The sequence below is a fragment of the Desulfosporosinus sp. BICA1-9 genome (assembly GCF_000802135.1).
In genome coordinates this window covers 1-23393 of record NZ_JUEE01000141.1, presented here as the reverse complement: position 1 = coordinate 23393, position 23393 = coordinate 1, and the positions used below count along the sequence as shown (strand labels likewise).

The 23393-nt window shown below is 43.6% G+C and carries 31 protein-coding genes and 2 pseudogenes; 12 read left to right on the top strand and 21 right to left on the bottom strand.

The annotated features are described in order from the left end of the window. The first annotated feature begins 136 nt into the window (after positions 1 to 136). Together JL57_RS34715 and JL57_RS17145 are read left to right on the top strand one after the other, a co-directional pair. Positions 137 to 286 (top strand): hypothetical protein, encoded by a 150-nt coding sequence (locus JL57_RS34715; RefSeq protein WP_291299564.1) that lies wholly within the window; start codon positions 137 to 139, stop codon positions 284 to 286. 204 nt (positions 287 to 490) lie between these two features. After that, positions 491 to 2263, top strand: a complete 1773-nt coding sequence (locus JL57_RS17145) for a reverse transcriptase/maturase family protein (RefSeq protein ID WP_034143232.1) — start codon at positions 491 to 493, stop codon at positions 2261 to 2263. Between the two features lie 490 nt (positions 2264 to 2753). Here the strand turns inward: JL57_RS17145 and fabK are convergent, their stop codons facing one another. The 6 genes from fabK to JL57_RS17115 are packed head-to-tail and all read right to left on the bottom strand — an operon-like array spanning position 2754 to position 8977. Then, the gene (gene fabK / locus JL57_RS17140; protein WP_045691144.1) at positions 2754 to 3734 is read right to left on the bottom strand and encodes an enoyl-[acyl-carrier-protein] reductase FabK; all 981 of its coding nucleotides are present in this window, start codon (positions 3732 to 3734) and stop codon (positions 2754 to 2756) included. Beyond that, positions 3731 to 4732, bottom strand: coding sequence for a beta-ketoacyl-ACP synthase III (locus JL57_RS17135; protein WP_034143231.1), 1002 nt, complete (start codon positions 4730 to 4732; stop codon positions 3731 to 3733). Before JL57_RS17135 ends, fabK begins: the two co-directional genes overlap by 4 nt. Positions 4733 to 4782: 50 nt before the next feature. Continuing rightward, a complete protein-coding gene (locus JL57_RS17130) occupies positions 4783 to 5892 on the bottom strand; it encodes an efflux RND transporter periplasmic adaptor subunit (protein ID WP_034143230.1) in 1110 nt (369 codons plus the stop codon). Positions 5893 to 5912: 20 nt separating this feature from the next. Then, positions 5913 to 6614 (bottom strand): HlyD family secretion protein, encoded by a 702-nt coding sequence (locus JL57_RS17125; RefSeq protein ID WP_034143229.1) that lies wholly within the window; start codon positions 6612 to 6614, stop codon positions 5913 to 5915. Positions 6615 to 6655: 41 nt separating this feature from the next. Next, on the bottom strand, positions 6656 to 8227 hold the full coding sequence (locus tag JL57_RS17120; RefSeq protein ID WP_034143228.1) for a DHA2 family efflux MFS transporter permease subunit: 1572 nt from the start codon (positions 8225 to 8227) through the stop codon (positions 6656 to 6658). Positions 8228 to 8230: 3 nt separating this feature from the next. Beyond that, positions 8231 to 8977 carry a putative ABC transporter permease gene (locus tag JL57_RS17115; protein ID WP_034143227.1) on the bottom strand — a complete coding sequence of 249 codons (747 nt, stop codon included), beginning with the start codon at positions 8975 to 8977 and terminating at the stop codon, positions 8231 to 8233. 233 nt (positions 8978 to 9210) lie between these two features. Between JL57_RS17115 and JL57_RS17110 the strand changes: the two genes are divergently transcribed. The 5 genes and pseudogenes from JL57_RS17110 to JL57_RS34710 all read left to right on the top strand — a co-directional run. Further along, the gene (locus JL57_RS17110; RefSeq protein ID WP_034143226.1) at positions 9211 to 9888 is read left to right on the top strand and encodes an AsnC family transcriptional regulator; all 678 of its coding nucleotides are present in this window, start codon (positions 9211 to 9213) and stop codon (positions 9886 to 9888) included. A gap of 52 nt (positions 9889 to 9940) precedes the next feature. Continuing rightward, positions 9941 to 10231: a phasin family protein gene (locus JL57_RS17105; RefSeq protein WP_034143225.1), complete on the top strand. Its 291-nt coding sequence runs from the start codon at positions 9941 to 9943 to the stop codon at positions 10229 to 10231. A gap of 56 nt (positions 10232 to 10287) precedes the next feature. After that, positions 10288 to 11958 carry an AarF/ABC1/UbiB kinase family protein gene (locus JL57_RS17100; RefSeq protein WP_034143224.1) on the top strand — a complete coding sequence of 557 codons (1671 nt, stop codon included), beginning with the start codon at positions 10288 to 10290 and terminating at the stop codon, positions 11956 to 11958. 116 nt (positions 11959 to 12074) lie between these two features. Beyond that, positions 12075 to 12548 (top strand): patatin-like phospholipase family protein, encoded by a 474-nt coding sequence (locus tag JL57_RS17095; RefSeq protein WP_034143223.1) that lies wholly within the window; start codon positions 12075 to 12077, stop codon positions 12546 to 12548. A 267-nt stretch (positions 12549 to 12815) separates the two neighbouring features. Beyond that, positions 12816 to 13017, top strand: a pseudogene (locus tag JL57_RS34710) (tyrosine-type recombinase/integrase); the annotation flags it as partial. A gap of 29 nt (positions 13018 to 13046) precedes the next feature. Here the strand turns inward: JL57_RS34710 and JL57_RS34705 are convergent. The 7 genes and pseudogenes from JL57_RS34705 to JL57_RS17065 all read right to left on the bottom strand — a co-directional run. Continuing rightward, positions 13047 to 13166, bottom strand: a complete 120-nt coding sequence (locus JL57_RS34705; protein ID WP_291300209.1) for a hypothetical protein — start codon at positions 13164 to 13166, stop codon at positions 13047 to 13049. A 47-nt stretch (positions 13167 to 13213) separates the two neighbouring features. Then, positions 13214 to 14185: a Fic family protein gene (locus JL57_RS17090; protein WP_291300208.1), complete on the bottom strand. Its 972-nt coding sequence runs from the start codon at positions 14183 to 14185 to the stop codon at positions 13214 to 13216. A 467-nt stretch (positions 14186 to 14652) separates the two neighbouring features. Then, positions 14653 to 14949, bottom strand: coding sequence for a nucleotidyltransferase family protein (locus JL57_RS17085; protein ID WP_034143222.1), 297 nt, complete (start codon positions 14947 to 14949; stop codon positions 14653 to 14655). 73 nt (positions 14950 to 15022) lie between these two features. Then, a complete protein-coding gene (locus JL57_RS17080) occupies positions 15023 to 15262 on the bottom strand; it encodes a VWA domain-containing protein (RefSeq protein WP_034143221.1) in 240 nt (79 codons plus the stop codon). Positions 15263 to 15538: 276 nt separating this feature from the next. Then, positions 15539 to 15793: a hypothetical protein gene (locus JL57_RS17075; protein WP_034143220.1), complete on the bottom strand. Its 255-nt coding sequence runs from the start codon at positions 15791 to 15793 to the stop codon at positions 15539 to 15541. 106 nt (positions 15794 to 15899) lie between these two features. Further along, complete coding sequence (locus JL57_RS17070; protein ID WP_291300207.1) at positions 15900 to 16895, bottom strand: hypothetical protein; 996 nt, start codon at positions 16893 to 16895, stop codon at positions 15900 to 15902. 4 nt (positions 16896 to 16899) lie between these two features. After that, positions 16900 to 17142, bottom strand: a pseudogene (locus tag JL57_RS17065) (VOC family protein); the annotation flags it as partial. Positions 17143 to 17332: 190 nt separating this feature from the next. Between JL57_RS17065 and JL57_RS17060 the strand changes: the two are divergent. Then, positions 17333 to 17548 (top strand): hypothetical protein, encoded by a 216-nt coding sequence (locus JL57_RS17060; protein ID WP_034143219.1) that lies wholly within the window; start codon positions 17333 to 17335, stop codon positions 17546 to 17548. A gap of 4 nt (positions 17549 to 17552) precedes the next feature. Next, positions 17553 to 17903 (top strand): hypothetical protein, encoded by a 351-nt coding sequence (locus JL57_RS17055; RefSeq protein WP_034143218.1) that lies wholly within the window; start codon positions 17553 to 17555, stop codon positions 17901 to 17903. 166 nt (positions 17904 to 18069) lie between these two features. Here JL57_RS17055 and JL57_RS17050 read toward each other — a convergent pair whose 3' ends face one another. From JL57_RS17050 to JL57_RS17030, 5 genes are all read right to left on the bottom strand, one after another. Continuing rightward, the gene (locus JL57_RS17050) at positions 18070 to 18312 is read right to left on the bottom strand and encodes a hypothetical protein (RefSeq protein WP_034143217.1); all 243 of its coding nucleotides are present in this window, start codon (positions 18310 to 18312) and stop codon (positions 18070 to 18072) included. Positions 18313 to 18358: 46 nt separating this feature from the next. Beyond that, positions 18359 to 19360 carry a Fic family protein gene (locus JL57_RS17045; RefSeq protein ID WP_034143216.1) on the bottom strand — a complete coding sequence of 334 codons (1002 nt, stop codon included), beginning with the start codon at positions 19358 to 19360 and terminating at the stop codon, positions 18359 to 18361. 340 nt (positions 19361 to 19700) lie between these two features. Then, a complete protein-coding gene (locus JL57_RS17040) occupies positions 19701 to 20072 on the bottom strand; it encodes a hypothetical protein (protein ID WP_034143215.1) in 372 nt (123 codons plus the stop codon). Further along, complete coding sequence (locus JL57_RS17035; protein WP_291300206.1) at positions 20069 to 20350, bottom strand: hypothetical protein; 282 nt, start codon at positions 20348 to 20350, stop codon at positions 20069 to 20071. The genes JL57_RS17040 and JL57_RS17035 overlap by 4 nt, the downstream gene beginning before the upstream one ends. A 39-nt stretch (positions 20351 to 20389) precedes the next feature. Continuing rightward, the gene (locus JL57_RS17030; RefSeq protein WP_034143213.1) at positions 20390 to 20584 is read right to left on the bottom strand and encodes a hypothetical protein; all 195 of its coding nucleotides are present in this window, start codon (positions 20582 to 20584) and stop codon (positions 20390 to 20392) included. Between the two features lie 160 nt (positions 20585 to 20744). On the opposite strand from JL57_RS17030, the gene JL57_RS17025 reads away from it, so the two are divergent. After that, positions 20745 to 20987 carry a helix-turn-helix domain-containing protein gene (locus JL57_RS17025; protein ID WP_034143212.1) on the top strand — a complete coding sequence of 81 codons (243 nt, stop codon included), beginning with the start codon at positions 20745 to 20747 and terminating at the stop codon, positions 20985 to 20987. A gap of 171 nt (positions 20988 to 21158) precedes the next feature. Here the strand turns inward: JL57_RS17025 and JL57_RS34700 are convergent, their stop codons facing one another. The 3 genes from JL57_RS34700 to JL57_RS17015 are packed head-to-tail and all read right to left on the bottom strand — an operon-like array spanning position 21159 to position 22507. After that, positions 21159 to 21392 carry a hypothetical protein gene (locus JL57_RS34700; RefSeq protein WP_291300205.1) on the bottom strand — a complete coding sequence of 78 codons (234 nt, stop codon included), beginning with the start codon at positions 21390 to 21392 and terminating at the stop codon, positions 21159 to 21161. Next, complete coding sequence (locus JL57_RS34695) at positions 21373 to 21555, bottom strand: type II toxin-antitoxin system HicB family antitoxin (RefSeq protein WP_291300204.1); 183 nt, start codon at positions 21553 to 21555, stop codon at positions 21373 to 21375. Before JL57_RS34695 ends, JL57_RS34700 begins: the two co-directional genes overlap by 20 nt. 10 nt (positions 21556 to 21565) lie before the next feature. Then, positions 21566 to 22507: a DUF3102 domain-containing protein gene (locus JL57_RS17015; protein ID WP_034143211.1), complete on the bottom strand. Its 942-nt coding sequence runs from the start codon at positions 22505 to 22507 to the stop codon at positions 21566 to 21568. Between the two features lie 253 nt (positions 22508 to 22760). Between JL57_RS17015 and JL57_RS17010 the strand changes: the two genes are divergently transcribed. Together JL57_RS17010 and JL57_RS17005 are read left to right on the top strand one after the other, a co-directional pair. Further along, entirely contained in the window at positions 22761 to 22985 is a 225-nt protein-coding gene (locus JL57_RS17010) for a DUF1659 domain-containing protein (RefSeq protein ID WP_034143210.1), read from the top strand. Positions 22986 to 23044: 59 nt separating this feature from the next. Continuing rightward, positions 23045 to 23293, top strand: a complete 249-nt coding sequence (locus JL57_RS17005) for a DUF2922 domain-containing protein (RefSeq protein WP_291300203.1) — start codon at positions 23045 to 23047, stop codon at positions 23291 to 23293. Positions 23294 to 23393: the final 100 nt, after the last annotated feature.

The following is a 23393-nucleotide window of genomic DNA, read 5'->3' as shown; positions in this document are numbered from 1 at the left end:
GTGCGCACGTTGTGCGCTTCATATATATTTCCTAGAAATCATCGCTCCTGCATTGCGATGTAAGACAACCGACTAACTTTATGCGAAAGCCTCTGGGGGACAACAGCATGTCGGTAAAGTCAGGATTAGACTGCAATTGCTGTCGAGTAGCCTGGCGAGTCAGGCCATATATGGTAAAGCCTATGGGCTGAATCCGGGTCTGTGGCTTGAGGCGCTGCCGGAATTAACCCCGGTATCAATGGGTATCCCCAATATAAAAAGGATTGGGTATAAGCAGGCCCATTGACGCACCTGCGGTAAGCAGGGTATAGACCAACCGGATACCTACGTATGGAGACACTATATGGAGCGTCAAACGTGACCTGCCTAAGTGCCGTTCTCGGCATATGGCAGAGAGCCCTAATAGTAGCCTAACGGCCTTCTGTAATGGAAGGCACATGGTGAAGGGGGGCAGTACTCCAAGCTCCAATTTTGAGAGGAGTTGCTTTGAATGGAGCAATCAAAACTTATGGAAAGATTGGAAGGTTATCGCCGTCGAAACAATACCGACCATTGCTATGTCAACAGTGACCTCTATCGCTTGTTCTACAGCAGAGACTTGTACATCGTTGCCTACAACTCCGTCAAGTCCAACGACGGAGCAGAAACCTCCGGCGCTGATGGCACCTCCCTGCATGGCTTTTGCGAGGAATGGATTACGGAACTTATCGCTTCCATGCGCAACGAGTCCTACCAACCTCAGCCAAACAGAACAACGATGATACCTAAAAGCAATGGTAAAATGCGCAAGCTCAGCTTTCCAAATGGAAAGGACAAGCTGGTTCAGGAGGCTATCCGCATTATCCTGGAGTGCATCTACGAACCTACCTTCTCTAACCTCTCTCACGGTTTCCGGCCAAAACGGTCCACTCAAAGCGCCATAGCCGAGGTAGAGACGTGGAGAGGTACGATTTGGTTTATTGAGGGCGACATCTCTGCCTGCTTTGATGAAATTGACCATCGCACACTCGAAACGGTACTTCGTGAGCGTATCAACGACGAACGATTCATCCGGCTTGTAAATAAGATACTCAAGGCCGGTTACTTCGACATGCAGCACGTTTACCATGGAACCAAAACTGGAAACGCACAGGGTTCCTGTTGCAGCCCCATACTCTGCAACATCTATCTCGATAAGCTGGACAGATTTATGGAAAGCATTATCGAGATGGACACCAAAGGTGACTACCGCAGGCAAAACCCTGACTACGCTAAGGCAAGATACCTTTACAGAAAGGCAGTCAAAAATGGTAGCGACCCGAAAACCGTTAAGCACCTGAAGTGTGAAGTGGAAAACCTCCCGTCCAGTGACAGATACGACCCCAGTTTCCGCAAAGTGAAGTATGTGCGATACGCCGACGATTTTCTGATTGGCCTGATTGCGCCTAATGCCTATGCTGTTGACTTGAAGCAGAAAATCAAAGAGTTCCTGAAAAACGAACTCTGCCTAAGGTTAAGCGACGAGAAAACCAAAATCACACATGCCGCAGATAATGACGTGACCTTTCTCGGATACATCATCCGCAAGGGCGCTGTCAAACACAGCAAATTTCAAAGCAACCCTTTTGACTCAACCCTCCGTATCTATATGAATATGGAGGGTATCCTGAAAAAGCTACATGAAAACGGTATGTGTAAAGGCAACGGTTATCCCATTGGCATTACTCGCCTCCTTAGAGAATCTCCGGAAGAAATCATCAAGTACGGCAACCAGGCACTCCGTGGACTCCTGACTCAGCAACGCGGTTGCGCCAACTTCTATAAGGGTTCGCGCATCCAATACATCGTGCAATTTTCGATAGCTAAAACTCTGGCGCGCAAATTCGATATCAGCATGAAGAAAGTGTTCGCTCGGTACGGCAAAGCTCTTTTGGTCAATTACACAAATGCTAAAGGTAAAGCCTGTTCTGTCAGTCTGGCACTGTACAAATCTTTTGCAAGAAAAAAGGACTTCTTCGCCAAAATCAAGTCAGCCGTTAAAACATTCTACTTGCCCAAGTTTAACTTGACGGACCTGCTTGCCCGTGTATGCTACATCTGCGGCAATCCGCATTCCAATGTCAGCATGTATCATAGGAAAACGAAGAAGAAGCTCGACAAACCCTATTCACCGATTGTCACTGTCATGCTGAACATCAACCGGCGTCAGATACCCCTTTGCGAACATTGCTTTGCCAATGTCGAAGCTGACAGGTTCCAGCTTAATCAGCTGAAACGACGATAACCCATTTGGAATATGGAGAGCCGTATGCGGTGACAAGTCGCTTGTACGGTTCGGGAAGGGGCGGGTTACTTTGCTAATCCGCCTATTTCATTACTTTTATATTAAAAATGGCGGCTTAGAACTACAAGAATTCTAAACCACCACCTATCTTCTCTGGCAAATTTTTTAATCCTTCCATCAGTTTCTCAAATACATTTTGAGAACAATTGTATTGGGAACCCTGCTATAATAATTCGCCTTACGCTAATATTAAATTAGCTCCAACATATGACTCAACAAAATAAAAAAAGACGCTTTTCAAGCGTCGTATGTGGCAAAATCTTTTCTGCTTATTCTAGAAATCAACCCACCCAGCAAATCCCTAGACCGCCACAGTACCTCTTTGTCAAGCCGCTACACCCTTCCCCAAATCAACGAATGATAAGGGCGTCCGATTTACCTCAGTGCAAAAACCCCCTCGTTTCAAAATGGGCTCTCGACATCCACCGAGTTAGTTGAGGCAACGATTTCCCCGAAATTCCGAGAGGCTATTAAACCGTGCAGAAAGACGCTCAAATTCCCGTTCTGCCGATTGCATGATGTCCTGAATAATGCATGCTGCGGGTTCAATACGTTTAACCGCTCCGACGATTTGACCAGCCATGATTGAACCGTTCTCAATATCTCCCTCCACCATGGCTAATCGCAATTTCCCTACACCCAGTTTCTCAAGTTCCTCAGCGGGCATTCCTCCCCGTTCATGTTGATAAATTTCACGGGTAAAGCGATTATCCAAACAACGAACCGGGTGACCGGTTGAACGTCCTGTCACTACAGTAGCACGATCTTTCGCTTTAATAATCTTATCCTTGATAAGCCGGGAAATGGTACATTCTTCCGCGCACATAAAGCGTGTCCCCATTTGTACCCCTTCGGCTCCGAGGGCTAAAGCTGCCACTAGGCCACGGCCATCCACGACCCCTCCGGCAGCAATGACCGGGATTTTAACGGCATCGACCACTTGGGGAACTAGGGGGAAAGTTCCAATGTCCCCAATATGCCCGCCGGACTCCATTCCTTCGGCAATGAGTGCATCAACCCCGGCCTTTTCCAGCCGTCTGGCCAACGCGACAGAGGCCACCACCGGAATCACCTTCGTTCCAACTTCTTTAAGCATGGGCACGTATTTCCCAGGATTCCCTGCCCCCGTTGTAATCACCGGGACACGTTCCTCCAAAATCACCTGCATGACTTCATCCACAAACGGGGACATCAACATGACATTAACCCCGAAAGGCTTTTTCGTGATCGCTTTCACTTTACGAATTTCCTGACGCAACCAGTCCGCAGGAGCCTGTCCTGAACCAATGATACCTAACCCGCCGCTCTCCGAGACCGCAGCGGCCAGTTCTCCGGTCGAAACCCAAGCCATTCCGCCTTGGAAAATCGGATACTCGATCCCGATCAGTTCACAAACCCTCGTTTTAATCACCCTTTTATACCTCGCTTCGTCCATTTCAAAACACAAGCTCCCCAAGTCAGTCCAGTGCCAAACCCAACCATAACAATGATATCCCCCTCGGCAAGGCGACCTGCTCTACTCGCCTCATCTAAGGCCACTGGAATAGACGCAGCCGACATATTACCATACTTATCCAAGTTAACAACCACGTTATCCGGAGAAATTCCTAGGCGCTTAACCGCAGCCTCCAAAATCCGTAGATTGGCTTGATGCGGAATAAGAAGATCCACATCTTCTTTCGTTAAACCGGCCTTTTCCAGAACCTTCACAGAGACATCCCCCATAATCCGAACGGCAAATTTATAGACTTCTTTGCCCTCCATTTGAAGGGTATGTAAATTTTTCTCAACGGTTTCCAGACTCGCTGGGCATTGGGCCCCCCCCGCCGGTTGAAGGAGTAACTTGCCGCCGGAACCGTCTGAACCTAATTCAGAACTCAAAAAGCCGAATTCCTCTTCAACCGGCTGCAAAACTGCTGCCCCCGCACCATCGCCGAAGAGAATACAAGTTAAACGGTCTTCCCAGTTAAGCACTTTGCTCAACGTGTCCCCTCCGATGACGAGCACTGTTTTATACATTCCTGTAGCTACAAACTGGCTGCCCGTCACCACCCCATAGATAAATCCAGTACATCCTGCTTCCAGATCAAAGGCCGCAGCATTTTTTGCCCCTAGCCGATCGGCAACGATACAGGCCGTCGCTGGAAATGCATAGTCCGGTGTGATCGTCGCAACGATAATGAGGTCAACCTCTTCAGGAGCAATCTGCGCATCCTCTAAAGCCTTCAACCCCGCTTGGTAACACAGTTCCGAGACGGGCATGTCCTGCGGGGCAATATGACGTTGACTGATCCCTGTACGCGATCTGATCCATTCATCGTTTGTGTCCACGAATTTTTCCAAATCCGCATTGGTTAAAACATCTTCAGGAACATAAGAACCGGTTCCGATGATTCCGACTTGGCGCATTGTCTGAAACCTCTTTTCGCTATTATTTCTTCCAGCTATTACGCCAGGTTTTACATTACTTCTACTCCATCAGCCAATTGCTCCGCCCCTTTAATTACAATGCGATCACCTGCTTGCAATCCCTGAAGCACCACTGTTGAGGCCTCATTTTTAAGGCCAATACGAACAGCGGTTCTCACGGTTTTTCCCTCTTTTACAACGATAACATAATCCTTGTTATCCCGATGAAGAAGGGCAGAATTCGGGATTACCAGAGCGTCAGAACTTTGAATGGGAATTTTAGCCGTAGCCGTCATGCCTGCTTTTAGAATCCCTTCTGTATTATCCACTGCTACTTTGATGGGGAAAAACTGTCCTGTGGGAATCGAAATGGGACTAATATAAGAGATTTTCCCGTCAAACGTTCGGCCAGGCACCGAATTCGCGCTGACTTTAATTGGATCACCGATTTTGATGGAGTTAATGTTACTCTCGGCCATATTTCCAGTTAACACGAGTTGGTTTGTTGACACCACGGTGACAATCGGGATACCTGGGGCAACATTATCCCCTACGGAAACGTTGCACGTTACCAAGACCCCATCAATTGGACTTTTAATAGCCATTTTGGCTAAGTTTAGGTTAATCGCATTAATTGCCGCATTGGCCGAGTCAATACCTGCCCCACGAGCCGCTTCATATTGTGATTTGGCGATATCTCTTTTCGCTGTAATTTGTTCCAATTGTTGTTTCGGAATAGCTCCCGATTGGTAGAGCGCTTCTAAACGGGTAAAATCCGCCTCAGTATTTTCATAATTGATACGCGCTTGCTCTGCCAATGCCTGATTATTGGCAAGCCCCGCCTGCGCCTGTTCAAGTTGATTCAGTAAGTCTTTTTTATCCAGCGAAAGGATAACCTCACCCTTTTTGACAAAAGCCCCCTCCTTAGCGTTTACCGTTACTACGGTCCCTGGCAGTTGGGCGCTTAGGTTTGACTTTTCCTGAGTATCGATCACTCCGGTTAAGGATAAATCTCCTTTGAAAGCCTCAAGTTTGACCACACCCGTTTTCACTGGTGTGGGAGCAGCGGCTGCAGGCTGGGTACCACACCCTGCTAGAAGAGTTAGCCCAGATAATGCAACAATAAATAGACTCATTGTTTTAAGTCGTACAATGGCCATGATTTTCACTCCCTTATCCATTAATCGGTTGTATGAATTTTTACGGTTACACTCATCCCAGGTATTAGAGAGAGTTTATTGATTTCCGGAAAGCGGATTTTCACGGGGACCCGTTGAGTTACCTTGGTGAAGTTTCCATTGGTACTTGGCATCGGCAAGATATCAAACGTGGAGAGCGTTGCCGTACCGACCTCCTCAACCCGTCCTCGGAAAGTCTGCCCCGTCAAAGCATCGATGCTGATATCTACATATTGTCCGACTTTCACTTTTCCCACTTGGGTCTCCTCAATGTTGACGGAGATAAAGAGATCACTGGTATCCGCGATCACCGCGAGGGGCTGTCCTGCCCCCACCAGTTGACCTTGAAGAACCGAAGTCTTTATGACTTGCCCTGATATAGGCGCGGTAATCTCGGCTTTACTGACGGCCATGCTCCCCATGGGGTTTAAAGCGCTGGCATTCACGCTAGCTGAACTGGCTACAGCGTTAGTATCCTGCCAGCCCATCATTATTCCTGCTTTCACTTGATCTCCTTCGGCTACATTCCAGGTCGTGATCTTTCCGGGAATTTGCGAGCTGACATTAATCATGTTTGCGCTAATGCGCGCATCGTCTGTCTTAACATAATGAGTCGACTCATACCAATAGTACCTTGCGATTCCGGCGCCAATCAACAGTACCACAGTAAGAGTCCCTGCAATCATGATTTTCTTGTACTTCATTATTCTCCTCCGTTACATCTGAATTTTCATAAGGGCCACTACTATTTTCCGGATAAATTTTGTTTGTTTTTGGGCACACAGTTTGTTATCATAGTCAGGATTGGCTTTTGAAATAAGAACAAGGCGGGTAAAATGCCTAGCAAGCCCAAGATCATATTGGCATGGAAAGCATCTTGAAAAGCCAAAACAGCAGCCTTTTCCTGGGCTAGTTTAAACAGATTAAGCAGACTCAGCTGTTGGGCCTCAGGAGCTAGAAATCCTAAACCCTGAAAATAAGAAGTCAGGGGTTCAAGCGCCTGCACTGTGTGAGACCAAGGGGTGGCCGTATCCGCTAAGTGCGCATAATGCCATGGCGTTCGCTGCTGAATAATGCTGGTCAAAATGGCTACTCCAAACGCACTTCCCACCTGACGAACCATATTAAAAAAGGCTGAACCTTGGTTGACCAGGTCCTCCGGTAATGAACTGTAGGCTAAAGTTACCGAAGGCATGATGCCAAGTCCGAGACCCGCTCCGACAATCATAAGGTATTTATCAATCATATGAATATCTGTGTTCATTTGAAGATTAATAAAAAAGGATGAACCTACCGACATAAGTAGAATACCGGCTATGGTTAAGATCGTTGCGCCGATACGCGGCAAAAGGATAGCACTAAGCGGAAGAAACACGATAATACCCAGAACTTCCGGTAAGAGCATAAGGCCAGTGTCCATTGCTCCCAATCCTTTTAATTGTTGCAAGAATAATGGAAGGATAAAGAGGCTGCCGAACAAACTCATAATGATAAAAAATGTAACCACCAAGGAGGCAGAATAAATACGGTTTTTAAAGATCCGCAAATCGAGGATGGGATCGGTTACATGGGCTTCGACCAGGAAAAAAAGGAGCAAACTGCTCCCGGCAATATAAAAGAGAAAAACAATATTAAAGGACGTCCACCCTTCGTCTGTTCCGTTACTCAGGGCTAACAACAGCGTTGAAAAGCCCACTGCCGAGAGGATAAAGCCCCAAAAATCAAATTTTTTGGTTACAGTCTCAAATTCATGTAAAAAGAGATAAGAAAAATATATTGCTAATAAGCCAATAGGGAGATTGATCCAGAAAATCATTTTCCAGCTATAATACTCGACTAAGTAGCCCCCAATCGTGGGTCCAATTGCCGGAGCAATCAGTAAAGGAATCCCCATTAACCCCATAGCCAAAGGAAGCTCTTTCTTGGTAAACGTCTTTTCCACTATGGACAAGGCGAGGGGCATAATCATGCCACCACCAACCGCCTGGACAATGCGAAAGAAAATAAGTGCATTAATATTCCAGGACAAAGCAGACAGGACAGAACCGCCGGTGAAAATAAAGAGACTCAAAAGATAGATCTTCTTCATACCACGGGTATCCGCCAAATAAGCCGTAATGGGCTCAAAAACACCAATTGTAATCATATATGCCGTAACAATGTACTGTGAGAGGCGAAGGTCTGTACCAAATTGCAACATAATTTTTGGAATAGCGACATTGACAATCGTCATATCCAGTAGATCCATGGATAAGCCCAAAACGACGGCGATCAGGATAAGCCATTTCCCCCATTTTTCGAACAAATTACTTTTCACCTCCTAATCTCCTTTGTTTTGACCAAGGATTCGGCGACTTTGCCGTTTAACGAACTGTTCCACTGAATCCTGTTTGGTTTGGAGCAAAGAAACGGTTTCGCTCACCGTATGGCGCAGCTTGGGATAAGTAGAAAGCAACCGGCGGAAAGGTCGGAACAAAAGCACAAAACGCTCATGACTCTGACGCCCGCGATCCTGCCGAAAAATATCCACAATTTGTTCCAAACGGCGCAGAAGAATGGTCGATTGGATGATATCCCACATTAGATAGAGTATAAAAATGGTTGCTAGAACAATTCTTGAGGTGGATGGTACACGAAGTAAAAAATAACCGAAGTGCGGGTGAATAAAGTTAGCAAAGATGAGACCGAGGACTCCCCAGAGCAGCGAAAAGGGAAGGGCAATCTGTCCTTGAAAGTTTAGCGGGGTGTCACTGTAATCCCAGAGTTGCAAGTGGAAGAAACGCTCTAGACACAGCCCGGAAACGTACTCTAAAGCCGTGCTCAAAACTATGAAATAGAGGAATCGCCATTCCCAAGCGAGATTAGACAACCACGGGTCAGTAATCGCTACTAAGAGTGTAAAGGAACCATAGAGTGGCAGAAAGGGGCCTTTGAGAAAACCGGGATTGACGATCTGTTGTTGGGTGAGTGAACGGTATAAAGTCTCTAGTATCCAACCTGCAAAAGCGTAAGAAGCAAAGGTAAGTACTGTATACGAGATGTAGTCAAGCCAAAACAAACTAGGCATTAAATATTAACTCCTTATTTTGGACATAATAAAAACACGGATTACCCCAAAAGACCCAAGAATGGCTTAAAAACAATTCCCCGCTTGCAGGGGACACTGTTGCATTTTATGCCAGATAAGCTTAAACTATACCCAAAAGACCAAAATATGAAGTCACAAATTACTATAACATTATTTTTACGACTGTCAACTGCAAGATTCAAAAATCAAGTGGACAAGGAGAAAGAAATTGGATGGATTTAACTGAGAGGCGCAAACAGTTCCTTCAACAGCTTATGAACCTTTATGAAAAAACTGGCTTACCTGTCCATTACGTCACTCTGGCTAGACTGATCGGAGTAAGCAAATGGACAGCTTATGATATGTTAAAGGAATTGGAGAAAAACGGCTTACTTAAACGCGATTATACTATCAAACCCCATGAAACAGGGCGGTCTATGATCGTTTTTACACCCACATCCGAAGCAGAGAATCTTTTTGGTAAAAAGAGAAATACTATTTGCAGCCCGGAAGAATTAAATGACATTAAAAATTCCGTAATAGGTTTGCTTGAAGAGGTAAGGACGCTTCGTCTCCAACAAGCGATTGATCTATTTTTGGAAAAAATTTCTAATGTAAGTATTCAGTCGGAATTTTGCCTCTACATCCTTGGACTATTGATTTTGTATTTATACGCGCTCGGAAATAGGCAAAAACAAATGGTTGAACATTTGTTTAGAGTTTCGAATCGCCCGGAAATACAGTTAACTATGTTTGTCGGTACAGTGATTGGCACGGCTGTTCAACCCGTCGGTTATGAGCTCGGACCCGAAATCACTAAACTTCTCGCTTTGTTTTTTAGCTATCTTGATAAATTAAGTCTTGAGGAGTTAATAACACTTACCAATTTTGTCCAAGAAGCCATAGGTTGAAACGACGTATGGCTAAAGGAAATAACTATTATATAGGGAGGCGTTCCTAAAAATGAAGGATTTGATCAAGAAAGGATTTGCTTTGAGTCTTGGATTGGTGCTTTTGAGCAGGGAACAAGTCGAAAAGTCCGTCACCCAGCTGGTGAACAAAGGAGAGGTACCGGCTTCTGAGGCTAAAGAACTGGTTAACGAACTAATAGAAAAAGGTGAGGAACAACAACGGTTATTAGAGGATAAAATCCGAGAACAAATAAAGAAGTTGCTTATTGAGATTAATATTGCTTCAAAGGAAGACCTCCAACAATTGGAGCAGCGCTTGCAAAAGTTGGAGCAGCGGGACTAAGAAGTAAGGAGCCTGAAAAGAATCAGGCTCCTTGTTAATAGTAAGGGGCGCTCTACATGTTAGGTAAGAAAATACGTCATATTGGCCGCTATCAGGAAGTTGCCAGGGTTTTTGCTAAACATGGACTTGGGTTTATAGTCCAGGATTTAGGACTGTTAAATGTCCGGTCTCTGCCCAAACGACTGTTTACTCCAGAAATAGTATTAGATTCAAAATCGCTTGGGGAGCGAATTAGGAGGGTTATTGAGGACCTGGGACCCACGTTTATAAAGATGGGGCAAATCGCCAGCACGCGACCGGATTTGATTCCGGAAAACATTGTTCTTGAACTAGAAAAGTTACAAGATCGGGTTGCTCCTTTCTCCTATGAAAAAATACAAGAAATAATACAAGAGGAACTTGGGCTACCGGTGCACGAGGTCTTTGCTGAGTTCAGTGAGAACCCGTTAGCTGCAGCATCCATCGGGCAAGTGCATCGTGCAGTCTTCAAAACGGGAGAAGAAGTCGCCGTAAAAATTCAACGTCCACAAATAACAACAATCATAGAAACTGACCTGGAAATTTTATTTGATTTGGCGGGTGTTGCCGAGCAAAGGCTGGAATGGGCTAAATTGTATCACATAAGTGAGATTGTCGAGGAATTCGCCAAATCGCTGTTGAGCGAGCTTGAGTATACAACTGAAGGTCGCAACTCAGAAAAAATAGCTAAACAGTTTCTGAATCAACCTCTTATACATATTCCTAAAGTATACTGGGACTATACCACAAAAAAGGTTTTGACGATGGAATACATCCATGGCACTAAACTTAATGACCATCATAAATTATACGAAATGGGTTACAATCGTAAAGAGATTGCAAAGCGCATTATCGAAGCAATCTTCCATCAGATTCTTGTCGAAGGCTTTTTTCACGGTGATCCACATCCCGGAAATATTTTCATAATGCCCAACGAAGTTGTCTCCTTCCTTGATTTCGGCATGGTCGGACGACTTACTCCCGAGATGAAATATCATTTTGCCGCTTTAGTAATTGCTATGATTCGTAAAAATACGGATAGTATGCTTAAGGCTGTGCTGAAGATGGGACTTGCACCCAGTGATGTTAACAAATCTTTATTGCGTAAAGATATCGATAGCTTGAAGGAAAAATACTTAGACATCCCCCTAAGCCAAGTTAGTTTAGGTAAAGCCGTCAAGGAACTGTTTTCAGTTACCTTTAAACACCACATCCGGATTCCTGCAGATCTCACCCTTTTAGGAAAGTCCCTCCTCACTTTGGAAGGTATGATAGAGAAGCTTGATCCAGAGCTTAGTATTATCGATGTGGCACAGCCTTTCGGGACCAAGCTGTTAAGGGAACGCTACCAAATTAATACAATTGTTAAAAGGTTCTTCGGAACATTCTCCGAGTACAGTGATCTTTTACTGGATTTACCGAAACAAACCAAAGATTTGATGACCAACTTGCAACAGGGGAAATTGGAGGTACAGATTCCTCAGTTAGATGTGCTCTTGAAGAAATTAGACCGGGTTAGTAACCAAATTTCTTTTAGCATAGTTTTGCTTTCTTTCAGTATTGTTTTGACGGGGTTGATGGTAGTTGCTGCTCTAGGGAGACAGGCAACTGTTCTTTGGGGGTTCCCTATTATCGAATTGGGCTTTGGCTTTATCTGCTTAATGCTATCCTATTTGCTTTTTTCAATTTTCCGAACAGGTAGATTTTAAGGACTAAAACCAATGAGGTCGTTCAGATTTTTTCTTTTAGGAATAATTAAAGAGCGAGTTATCAGGGCCATTGTTGTAAATCTTGAAGGCATACTGGTACAAAAGGAAGTGTATTTATGCTGGGTATAGCTTTAGAAGGCGGAGGTGCGAAAGGCGCCTTCCATATGGGCGCAGTAAAAGCATATTTTGACGAAGGTTATCATTTTGATGGAATAACAGGTACATCCATTGGAGCGCTCAATGGCGCTATTATTGCGCAAGGCGATTTTGAGATTGGGTATCAATGGTGGCAAAGGATGGATACTTCCTTTTTGTTTGATATTGACCAAATACACATGCAAAATTTTTTAAATAGAAAAATTGATAAAGACGTCCTTTTTTACCTGTTCTCAAAAATAAAGGATATTGTCGAAAACAGAGGTCTTGATACGAAAAAGATACGGGAAACATTGGACAATATCGTTGTGTGTGAAAAGCTAGGATCTGAACCTTTTCTTCATTTCGCGCTGAGATTGCTACCCACGCCTGATCGGCATCAACAAAATCCTCAATTAGCCCGAAAGCTTCTCCCTTGCCAACCAATGGTGTAACCGCCTGCCACGAAAAACCGCCGTCAGTGGTCCTGAGAACGTCCCTGTTGGTTGATGCCCAGCCCGAGGTCTCACTGAACATCTGGATTGAAGTAAATTGCCAAATCCTATTAGCGTTCTCCGTTTGGTTACCACTTGCCTTCGACTGATCAAATGTCTGTTTACTCGTTGCATTCCGAAAACACCCTGCCAGTAGGAGGAGGGCAACCGCTAAGAAGACGTAAATGAGGGATGTTTTTCTTGACAGAACACACCATCTCCTAATGTAGTCTTGACATTAAATCCATATCGGCTCATAAGCTCTGTCATTCGGCAGCCACGCGTATGTACTAGTACGGTCGGGTTAATATACGATCACTTCAGCAAATCCTAGAGCATGAGAGTGTGTCCACAACCAAGATATTCACATATTGAAGAGCAACAATTGTTGTCTGCTGTCAATTCAAACCCGCTTGCTAAGATGTTTTAATTAATTGCTAAGTTTACAGTTTCCAGTGATCACGGTTTATGGATAATGGGCAGTGGGAACACGGTTTTCGAACTAATTAGTAATTGTAAACTACACTTCGGATAATTGTTACACTCTTTAAAATATCCATATTTACCCTTTCTCGCGATTAACTCCCCACCACATTTGGGACAACTATTAGCGCCAATTTGGTTCGCTACTTCAGCTTTCTTTTTATGTATCCTTCGACATGCTGAGTTCTGACTTTTTTATTTTCGTGGGTCACCCGTGAGCGGAAAATCTGCGTCGGACGGTGCTTAAGTCCAAGCCGCTCCAAAAGCTCTTTTGCGGACAGCGTTTCGTTGCCTAAGGCGGACATCAGGCGCTCGACTTGATCGGTAACTTGCTCGCGAACTTGTTCGGTTTGCATAAACTCATTTAAAGCATCTCGGATCACACGGAGCATAAATTCAACAAAAGCCGTAGAATCCGCCGCTTTGTCGGCAACAGCCAATATGGTGTAATACTCCTGTTGACGTTCGCGGATTAAAGCCTCCACAGGCAACCAGTTAAAGATTGGTCTCCAGCGACTTAATAAAAGCGTCTGCCACAGACGCCCCATCCGTCCATTTCCGTCAGCAAACGGATGGATAAATTCGAACTCATAGTGAAACACGCAACTTTTTATGAGAGGATGAGTATCAGTTGTTTTGACCCAGTGAATCAGATCACTTATCAACTTAGGTATAACATCTGCAGGCGGGGCCATATGCACCAGCTTTTCTCCCGCAAAGACACCAACACCACCAAAACGAAAACGCCCGGCTTCATTTGTTAGCTCCGCCATCAATATCTTATGGGATTTCAATAGATCATCAATCTTAAATGGGTCGAATGTAAGCATAAGGCTGTAAGCATCAAAAGCATTTCTAACTTCGCGTATTTCATTGGGTGAACCAAGAACACGTTTACCGTTAATAATGTCCGTCATTTGTTCCAATGACAGCGAGTTGTTCTCAATTGCCAGTGACGAATGAATGGTCCGTATTTGATTATCCCTGCGCAAATGAGGGTTCACCGCAGTTTCGCTTTTTACAGTAACAACGCCCACTTGCTCGCTGATTTCAGCGACCAGGTGAATGATTGCATCTGTGACACTATATGGTGGAACATAAGGCTTTTCTGACACAGGCTCACCACCTAACTACTACTTATACGTTATTATACCGTTCAAGTTGTAAAAATACAAGATTTTTTAGCAGATCACTTGAAAGTCCTAAATCTTTTGGCCGAACTGTGGCCCAGGCGTAAAATTTCACTTTACCCACGATCTTGCCGGGATTATTTCTGAATGTAGTCCTGGGCTTGTTTTCCAATTGGATTAAGGAGCTAAATGAGTTTCATATTGTTGATAAAATTTTGGTCATTCGGGCGATAAGACAGAGCGAATTTTTGTGTATGATAATCCTAGTAACAACAGAAAGACCTCTGAGAGGTCTTTCTGTTGTTACTAAGGTTTATTGAGTGTGATTAAACCGAAAGAACGATTCGGCCAGCTATTTCACCCTTCGGAATATTCAAAATTGATATGTCTGTAGTAGAAGCTCCGCTTAGCTACCTCGTACTCCTCTTTGTCAAGATTACCTTTACTAAGCTCTAGTGCATGGTAACATAAATGATCTCCTTTTTTGCTCTATGAAGCACTATTGGATTTGCATACTTGGCTATAACAATATCGATACGCTTATTTGTAAGCAATTGTAGCTCATTTTTCAGGACTGAAAGCAACCGATAATCAACATTGTCTTCTACGAGAATATCAATGTCATTAGATACCTCTCCCCTGGCAGTTGATCCAAATACTCCTATTCTACTCAAGCCGAATTTCTCAAAAAAATTGTTACGAACCATAATGTCTTCCAACTGAGATATTTGATTAGTCTGCCCAAGCATTTCTATCACCTTCTTATTTTTCTACAATAATATTATAGTTAAATTTTACCACATAAACACAAGCATTGCTATCTTAACCCAACAAGTGTGGGAATTCATTCAATAGTCTCTCGTACAACTGTTCGTCTGATATCCTGTCAATATCATCAATGGCAAAAAAGTTTGCATTATCGACTACTCTGCTTTCCATGGTATCTAACTTTTCGAGGATGCCATAGTTTTCTCGCCCAATTCCTACGAATTGCCAAAACAAAGTCAACCATAGAATTGGAGTGAAATGAACTGCCAACGCCCTTGACACCGCCGATATCAAGTATTTTTCCACTTTCGGTTCAATTTCAGTATCGATAAAGACGATGGGTTTCAGGTTCTTTTCTTCCTTTAAATACTTGCTGTAGCGAATGATGAAGAGTTTTACTTTATAAATGAGGCAAGGTATGGCCTTCGGTTAATTAAGACCCATTAACTAATATGAAACCTCTTTCGATAGAATCAGTTTCCTCCAAAGGAAAGGTGCATTATAAAAAAATATCCTGCAACATCAAATTTGCAGGTACATATTTAACTTTAAAGCAATCCATCTCTATATTCAATGCGCATTTCTTAATGCTCTCCTCAATCCAATTCTCGTTCTTAACTTTACCACTACTACTTCATTTGCAGTATGAAAAATCAAAACATTATCCTTAGATTCCAAAAGCTCACGCGTTGCTTTATCATCTGCTATAGGCCCAATTACGGCTATTTCATCCACATACTCCTTGTCGTTTTCAATATGTGATTTTAGGACTTCAAACTTAACAAACTGATTGGGATAAGTATTTCTTACCTCATTCCACGTCATATAAAAACACCTTCCCAAAATTTAGTATTAATTAGTATATCATAAAAATTAAAGCGATACTTTTATTCCTGCGGTAGGTTTATCATACAGATTCTCTTAGCATTTTTTATGGGTTATAGGCTTCAATCTTCTCACTGACAAGCCTCAGCCGACCACCTTTTACTGACCAGACCGATTCAGCCCAGGCAACTGTATTGGCATGGGCAATGAACGAAATACGTTGCTTGCCATGAAGCTCCTGAGTACCATCACCGTCATCGTCAGCAGAATCCAGGCTGACAAATACATCATCCATGACTTCATCATCAACATACGACTGGTCTTTAAGAAATATCCCTGCTTTATTATAGACACCACTGTCCATATACCAAGGAACAGCTGCCCCATCATGAAAATTAACGATGGAATTAACCCCTGTGTTTTTATCGATAATCTTCATCTCAAACCCGGGAAGGCATACTACTTCCAGAGCCAAGCCTTTGTTCAGCTCTTCCTGAGATACCACTGAAACTACCTTTTTATTTTCATATGCCATTAGGGCATAAAGAACAATTCCTCCGCTGCCACCGGTTTCAACAGAAACCAGGATCTCGTTTTTCTTTGCGGCAGTGAAACTCCCGATATTGAATCGCGGCAACATGACTCCAAAATCTTCAGACAGTAAAAAAGCGGCAAACTTCCCTGTAACCCCATCCCTGACAACTACCGCCAAATTACGGGTTTGATGGCCAAAAAGGGCATTCGTATCATTGTTTTCGCCAACCAGCAGCACATCGTCGGCAGCACCGTCTCCATCGGCGTCAATTCTAGTGCTGTCATAAACATATCTAGTCTTTCCGTTTTCCGAATCATCCTGCGAGAACGTACTACCGGGAACAAAATCCGGAGAATACTGGTGTGTTGTATGTAATGAAGTTCTTTCCGAAACAGTAGGATCTGGGTTTTCACCGGAGGAAGTATTACTGGTGGTTGAATGACTTTCATTGGATGTTGAATTAATGCCGTCGAAGGTATTAAGACTGGCGACTGTTTTTTTGCCGCCCGTAGTATCATTCTGTGTATTGTTTGTATTACTGGTCCATACGAGTGGCCGTTTCTTCAATCGAAACAAAGCCGTCCATGTCATCTTCCTCAAAATATAACTCACATGCATTGTTTCCGAAAACAATTTCTTCATCTTGCTTATGAATAAACCCTTTCCAAGTATCAGCAGTCTGCAATGCAATGCCGCCCGTCAAAGTAACATTTGCACCAAAATCAGCAACAATCTCTAACCCTAAAACGTCGTGATAAAACTGCTTTGCTTTTTCTATATTTCTTACAACAATCAACGTGCAAGTATACTTCATTCTCACGATCCTCCACTGTAGATTAGATAAAAAATAACATTTTACTAATGTCCGGAGTTTGATAAATTCGACAGAAGATGGTTTATTGTGACAATTTGGTGTTTGGGAAAATACAATATATGACTATCTCCTTCTAAGTTGGTAAAACTATACATATAATATTGAAACAGTGTTTGGAAGGTGATATGATATGGACAAGAAAAACAATGATAGTCCTCAAGAGGAGGGAGAAAAAATGAGTATATTAGAAAGTGAAATATTAAGTAATAGACACTGTCCTCCTACTGAATCTTTAAGACAATCTTTAAATGAAGTTAAACTTATGAAAGAAGGGAAAAAGGCAGAAACTTCTCTTCAAGATTGGTTTTCAAAAATTAAGAAGGATAAAGAAAACGGGAGACTGTAGTTAAATGAATATTGTCCCGACTAACACATTTGATCAGGATGTTAGAGATTATATACGAAAAAAGAAGTATCGACATATAGAAGATGATTTATATGATGATATTTTTAAATGTTTAATCAATGACATTTTGATTGGGGACGAAATTAAAGGGTTGAATTTAAGTCAAAGTGAACATGTTTACCCAGCTAGAGCTAAACATACGAGTGTAAATGTAGGGAAAACTAATGGATTTAGACTTATTTATCTATATTCAGAAAGTTTATCTAAAATATATTTGTTGACTGTTTATTCAAAGAAGGATCATGAGACTATATCAAAGGCAGAGATAAAGAGAATAATTAAGACATACTTATAACGATAAGACCTCCGCATCGGGGTCTTATTATCATTCTCCCTTCCCTTTTTCCTCTTTAGTACCTACATTCAAAAACAGACATTCATATCCATATACAAACCGTTCCGAATGAAGCAGGAATATTCATACCACTTAGAAACATCTTTCGAAATTCATAGCAAGAATATCACTCCGCTGAAATCTCTTTCCGCTGCTTTTTCTGTCGTGCCTTATCCAGACGTTCTTGATACATCTCTCGAATCCAAGTACTCACAGGTGCCTTCCATTGTTGGCTTGGGCTGGGGATATTTTTGATCAGACTTCTGGGGTTTAACCCCATCTCTCTGGCCATTTTCAGGGTTTCGTCGTTCAGTCTGCATTTCTTTTTTGCTTCAGCCCATTCTGCATCCTTTTTTATATTACTAGCCATGTTGTGTTCCTTTCTTCACACAATTAAAATTAGATTAACATCCATATCAGTTACTATTTCGTTTTACAGCCCGATACTGCTGCTTGCTGCTGTTTGGCTTGTCAGGAACAGTCATCTCAATCAAGCCAAGTTCCAACGCGGGGCGCAAATAATTGTTGCTGAACGTTGGACGGTGCTTAAGTCCAAGCCGCTTCAAAAGCTCTTTTGCGGACAGCGTTTCGCTGCCTAAGGCGGACATCAGGCGCTCGACTTGATCGGTAACTTGCTCGCGAACTTGTTCGGTTTGCATAAGCTCATTGAAAGCATCTCGGATCACGCGGAGCATAAATTCAACAAAAGCTGTAGAATCCGCCGCTTTGTCGGCAACAGCCAATATGGTGTAATACTCCTGTTGACGTTCGCGGATTAAAGTCTCCACAGGCAACCAGTTAAAGATTGGTTTCCAGCGACTTAATAAAAGCGTCTGCCACATACGCCCCATACGTCCATTTCCGTCAGCAAACGGATGGATAAATTCGAACTCATAGTGAAACACGCAACTTTTGATGAGAGGATGAGTATCAGTTGTTTTGACCCAGTGAATCAGATCACTTATCAACTTAGGTATAACATCTGCAGGCGGGGCCATATGCACCAGCTTTTCTCCCGCAAAGACACCAACACCACCAAAACGAAAACGCCCAGCCTCATTTGTTAGCTCCGCCATCAATATCTTATGGGATTTCGATAGATCATCAATATTAAATGGGTCGAATGTAATAATAAGGCTGTAAGCATCAAAAGCATTTTTAACTTCGCGTATTTCATTGGGTGAGCCAAGAACACGTTTACCGTTAATAATGTCTGTCATTTGTTCCAATGACAGCGAGTTGTTCTCAATTGCCAGTGACGAATGAATGGTCCGTATTTGATTATCCCTGCGCAAATGAGGGTTCACCGCAGTTTCGCTTTTTACAGTAACAATGCCCACTTGCTCGCTGATTTCAGCGACCAGGTGAATGATTGCATCTGTGACACTATATAGTGGAACATAAGGCTTTTCTGGCAAAGGCTCACCACCTAACTACTACTTATACGTTATTATACCGTTCAAGTTATAAAAATACAAGATTTTTCAGCAGCTCACTTTCTATCTTGCATAGCTTACTCTGCGAAAAGCATAACACTCAGCTCAGACAATTCTATGTGGAAAAGGAGCAAAGCCTAAGATTAAATCAAAGCAATGCTAATACGTAGTCTCATCTCGTACTTATTTTCAATTGTTCTCACCCTTACGAACTCTAAATCCCTGCATAGACTGTTTCACATCACACCACAAGTCACTTAGAATCCCTTCTTGATAACCCGCTAGACCAGTTTTAAGAAGTTTTTCTTTGAGAGGAGCGAGTTCAGGAGAGGAGACTCTGTCGAGTTGTTTCAAGCGCTGAGGACTTAGGGGCTGATCCGAGCGCGAAAGCTGATAATCTTCGAGGGTGTAATGGATAAAGGTAGTCTGCTAAGGTATGCGCGAGAATTTGGGGGGCTGGTTTAAGTACCCGGTCATGCACGGGAAGGTCTTGCCAGGCTTGTTCTTGCTCGGAGGTTTTGCCAGCAACCTGTTCAGGAAGAATTAAAGCATCTAGAATACCCATCTCTTTCAAGGCACTCTCTAATCGTTCCCGAGTCGCCTGTGGAACATGATCGTGGAATTCCACTGCGCTGTAAAAAGAGACAAACGGGATCTTGATGTCTTGCAAGATTTTTCGGGCTTGATTTGTCAAGTCATGTCTCGCGGGCTCAGGGTCCTGGCGTTGACGCCAAACTTCAATCGCTTCGGATTTGGCTTAACTTCTTTCAGAACCTGTTCTTGCTCGTGTTTGACGTTAAGAATCTCTCTGCGGATCTTGTCGCGGGCTCTATCCGTCGCTGGGTCTGCACATGGTAGATCACTTTTTCGCTTAAATGTTAAATCATAATATTCACCAATAATCCCCAATAACCTTCTGCATATTTGAATATTTTGCAAATTTCGGCACATGATTGACCACAGATTAATCATCAACCTCGTAAGACTGCGACAATCTTACGAGGTTTTATATTATGGTACTACCTTTGTAGGTTTATATGTATTTCTTCTTTGTATTTCGGCAACTAATACGTCGACCTTTTGATTTTGTGTCATAAATTTCTCATCCTGTGTGAGAGGGATACCCTTTCTCCATGCTTCATTCGCAAGTTCGTTGAGTTTCTCCTTTTCTTTTTCCAGCTTTTCATTAAGAGGAATATTTTTCATGCTAACCCCCCTTATTTTCCATATTATTGAATCTTTTAACGATATATCGTTAGTATATATCACTTTTCGCTCCTCTTCAACGGTATTCCGTTAACTATTTGTAATATAAATTGCTATCCTGTGAATTATAAGGATAGCGTTTCTTTTTTGAGGTGATAGAATGAATATTTCTCAGGCGGTAATCCGCCGCATAGAAGAGCTGTGCCGGGAAAGGAATCTGAGCATTAATGCCCTCAGTAACGTTTCGGGCGTTACGCAATCGACAGTGAATGATATTATAAGCGGTAAAACATATAACGCAGGAATTGGTACCATAAAAAAGTTGTGTGATGGGCTCGGAATCAGCATACGATATTTTTTCGACAGTGATTTGTTTTCCCATCTAGAGCAGGAAATTAAGTAGTTTATGCAAAAAACCTCGTAGATTTTTCAAAGAAAATCTTACAAGGTTTTATTTGTTCTCACAGAAAAGGAGACGCCTTTTGAACTGCATCCAGTTTTTTAGACACCTCCTTCTTCGTCGTCTTCATTCCCGAACACTTCAGATAAATCATGAGCGTTTTCAGGCAGCATGTCAATCCCCAGCTTCTCCCTCAATACCTCCCGTATGTCCTGCGCAAAAATCGGCCTGCCTTTTTTTCCCAATTGGAAGAGCCAGCTGGGAAACCCGATGGCTTTTCTGGCGAATTTGGGACCGAACATACTCCTGCAGACCGGCCTCTACCTGAACAACGACAGCGTCCGCCGCGATTTCCCAGCCTGAAGTCTCCGAAGCTTCGGGGATGTGCTCATGCTCTCTGTCCATCATATATAAATGAAACCCCCAGCCTGGGCCCGGCCCAGTAATAAGCCTGGATAAAATCTTCCCCTTCGATGGCGCAGCCCGGCAGGTCCGGGAAAACAACCGTATATTTGCCGCTTATTTTATCCCGCTCAATAATGGCCGGGAAAACATATTTCCTCTTCATCATCCACCATTCCTTACTGCGTATCTCCGCCGGGACGAGCTTGCCTGCTCCACGTCTCATCCTTAAGCCACACATTCAAAAGATCGTAAACTTTATTCTTATAAGTGATATACGTCTCCTTGTCATTGGGGGCGATTTGGAGCAGCTCATGCTTCACATCCTTTATGGTTTTATCCAGGTTTTCACAGAGGAAGGCGATATGGTTGGCCCTGACCTTGAGCGACGTATTAATGAAGTTCGTTTTCATCCTCTCGTAGCCCTTGGCGGATGAGCTTTGTTGGAGCGATTCCAGCGAATCCTTCAGCTGCCTGGCCGTTTTATCGAGTTCCGCTTTGGACGCCTTGACGTTCTCCAATTGGACCTTCAGATTGTCGAGCTCCGCAGTCAGCCCGGTGATGATACCGCTTTGGTCTTCCACTGTTTTCTGAAGGCCCGCGTTCTCCTGCAGAGCCTGGTCTTTTTCCTGTAAAACCTGGTCTTTTTCTTGCAGGGTCTGCGTCCGTTCATTGACCGCTTGCCTGAGTTCCTGATTGGTCATTCCCTCGATATCCATATCGATGATGAATTGCGCCCGTTCCTCCTTTGGGATCCCTAAAAGAAGCACCGCCTGGCTGTAGTTCAGATTCGGATTCGAATCCGAATTTGAGGACGTAAGCTGTCCGGCTCCGTACTCTTTGAAGATACGCATCAGTTTATTGGCCCTGCTCTGGGAGAAATCCACCGACTCCTCCAGCCACTTGCCCCATTCTCCATACTTGAGCAGGGCCTTGGCCTCCGTCAGCTTCCTACCAATCTCGATGGCGGCGGCAAGGTAGATCCTCTCAGCTTGGTATTTGATCGTGTTAATTTCAGCCGCGATTACTTGCGGTGTGCGTTCGCTGATGATATCAGTTACTGTATCGGTTACTGTATCGGTTACTGTATCGGTTACTGTATCGGTTACTGTACCAGTCATGATATCCACACTCCTTGGGGCTAGTTTCACTCATAGGATATGTGGCCAGGCTTAAGAGTGTGACAACCTCAGTCATAGGCTTTTTAATTTAGGGAAGTACCCCGCTGTTTGGTCGAGACAACAGGGTACTTTCCTTTTTAGAATCTTTTTTCATTCCCCCAAACCTTTAACAAGGGGACAATCTTTCTCATAGTATATAAGGACAAGCGCGAACAAGCTCTGCTTGTCAAACCACTGAAGGGAGGGATAAACCATGGCGGTGACAGAGATAACTTTGGATTCGATAGTGTCAACAAAATACCAAACCGGTACTACTCCGGCAGGCGGCCCGGAGACCCAGAAGAAAAGCTTGAATTATGTGAAGCCTACAGCCACGAGTCAAGACATCTATGATGTTGCGGTGGCTCTATCAAGTCTGAGCCAGTATCCGCTGCTAAATGTTGTGCTCGGCAAAAACTGGGAGCTTATTAATGAATAAGCAGCGGAAAAATCCGCCTGAAAGACCAGCTATGAAAAGTCAAAGTAAATCTTTAGGAGGTGATTAAAATAGCCATTATTACAAGCAAGGTGTTAAAGCTAACCTTTCTTACCACCGGCGGCAAATCCTTCGTTATTTCCGTCCCACAGCCGAGGGAGAACCTGACACTGTCTGAGGCCCAGACTGTGATGGAAACGGTTATAGCGAAGAATATTTTTAACAGCCCCAGCGGCGAACTGGCCGCGATACGGGATATCAGGGTGATTGACATGACCACCAACGATCTCTACGATCCACCGGTGGCGTAAGCAATTTGCCCACAGAAAAGGAGGCGCCTTTTGAACTGCACTCAGTTCTTTAGGCGCCTCCTTCTTTGGTCTTCATTCCCGAACACTGGAAAAGCTATAG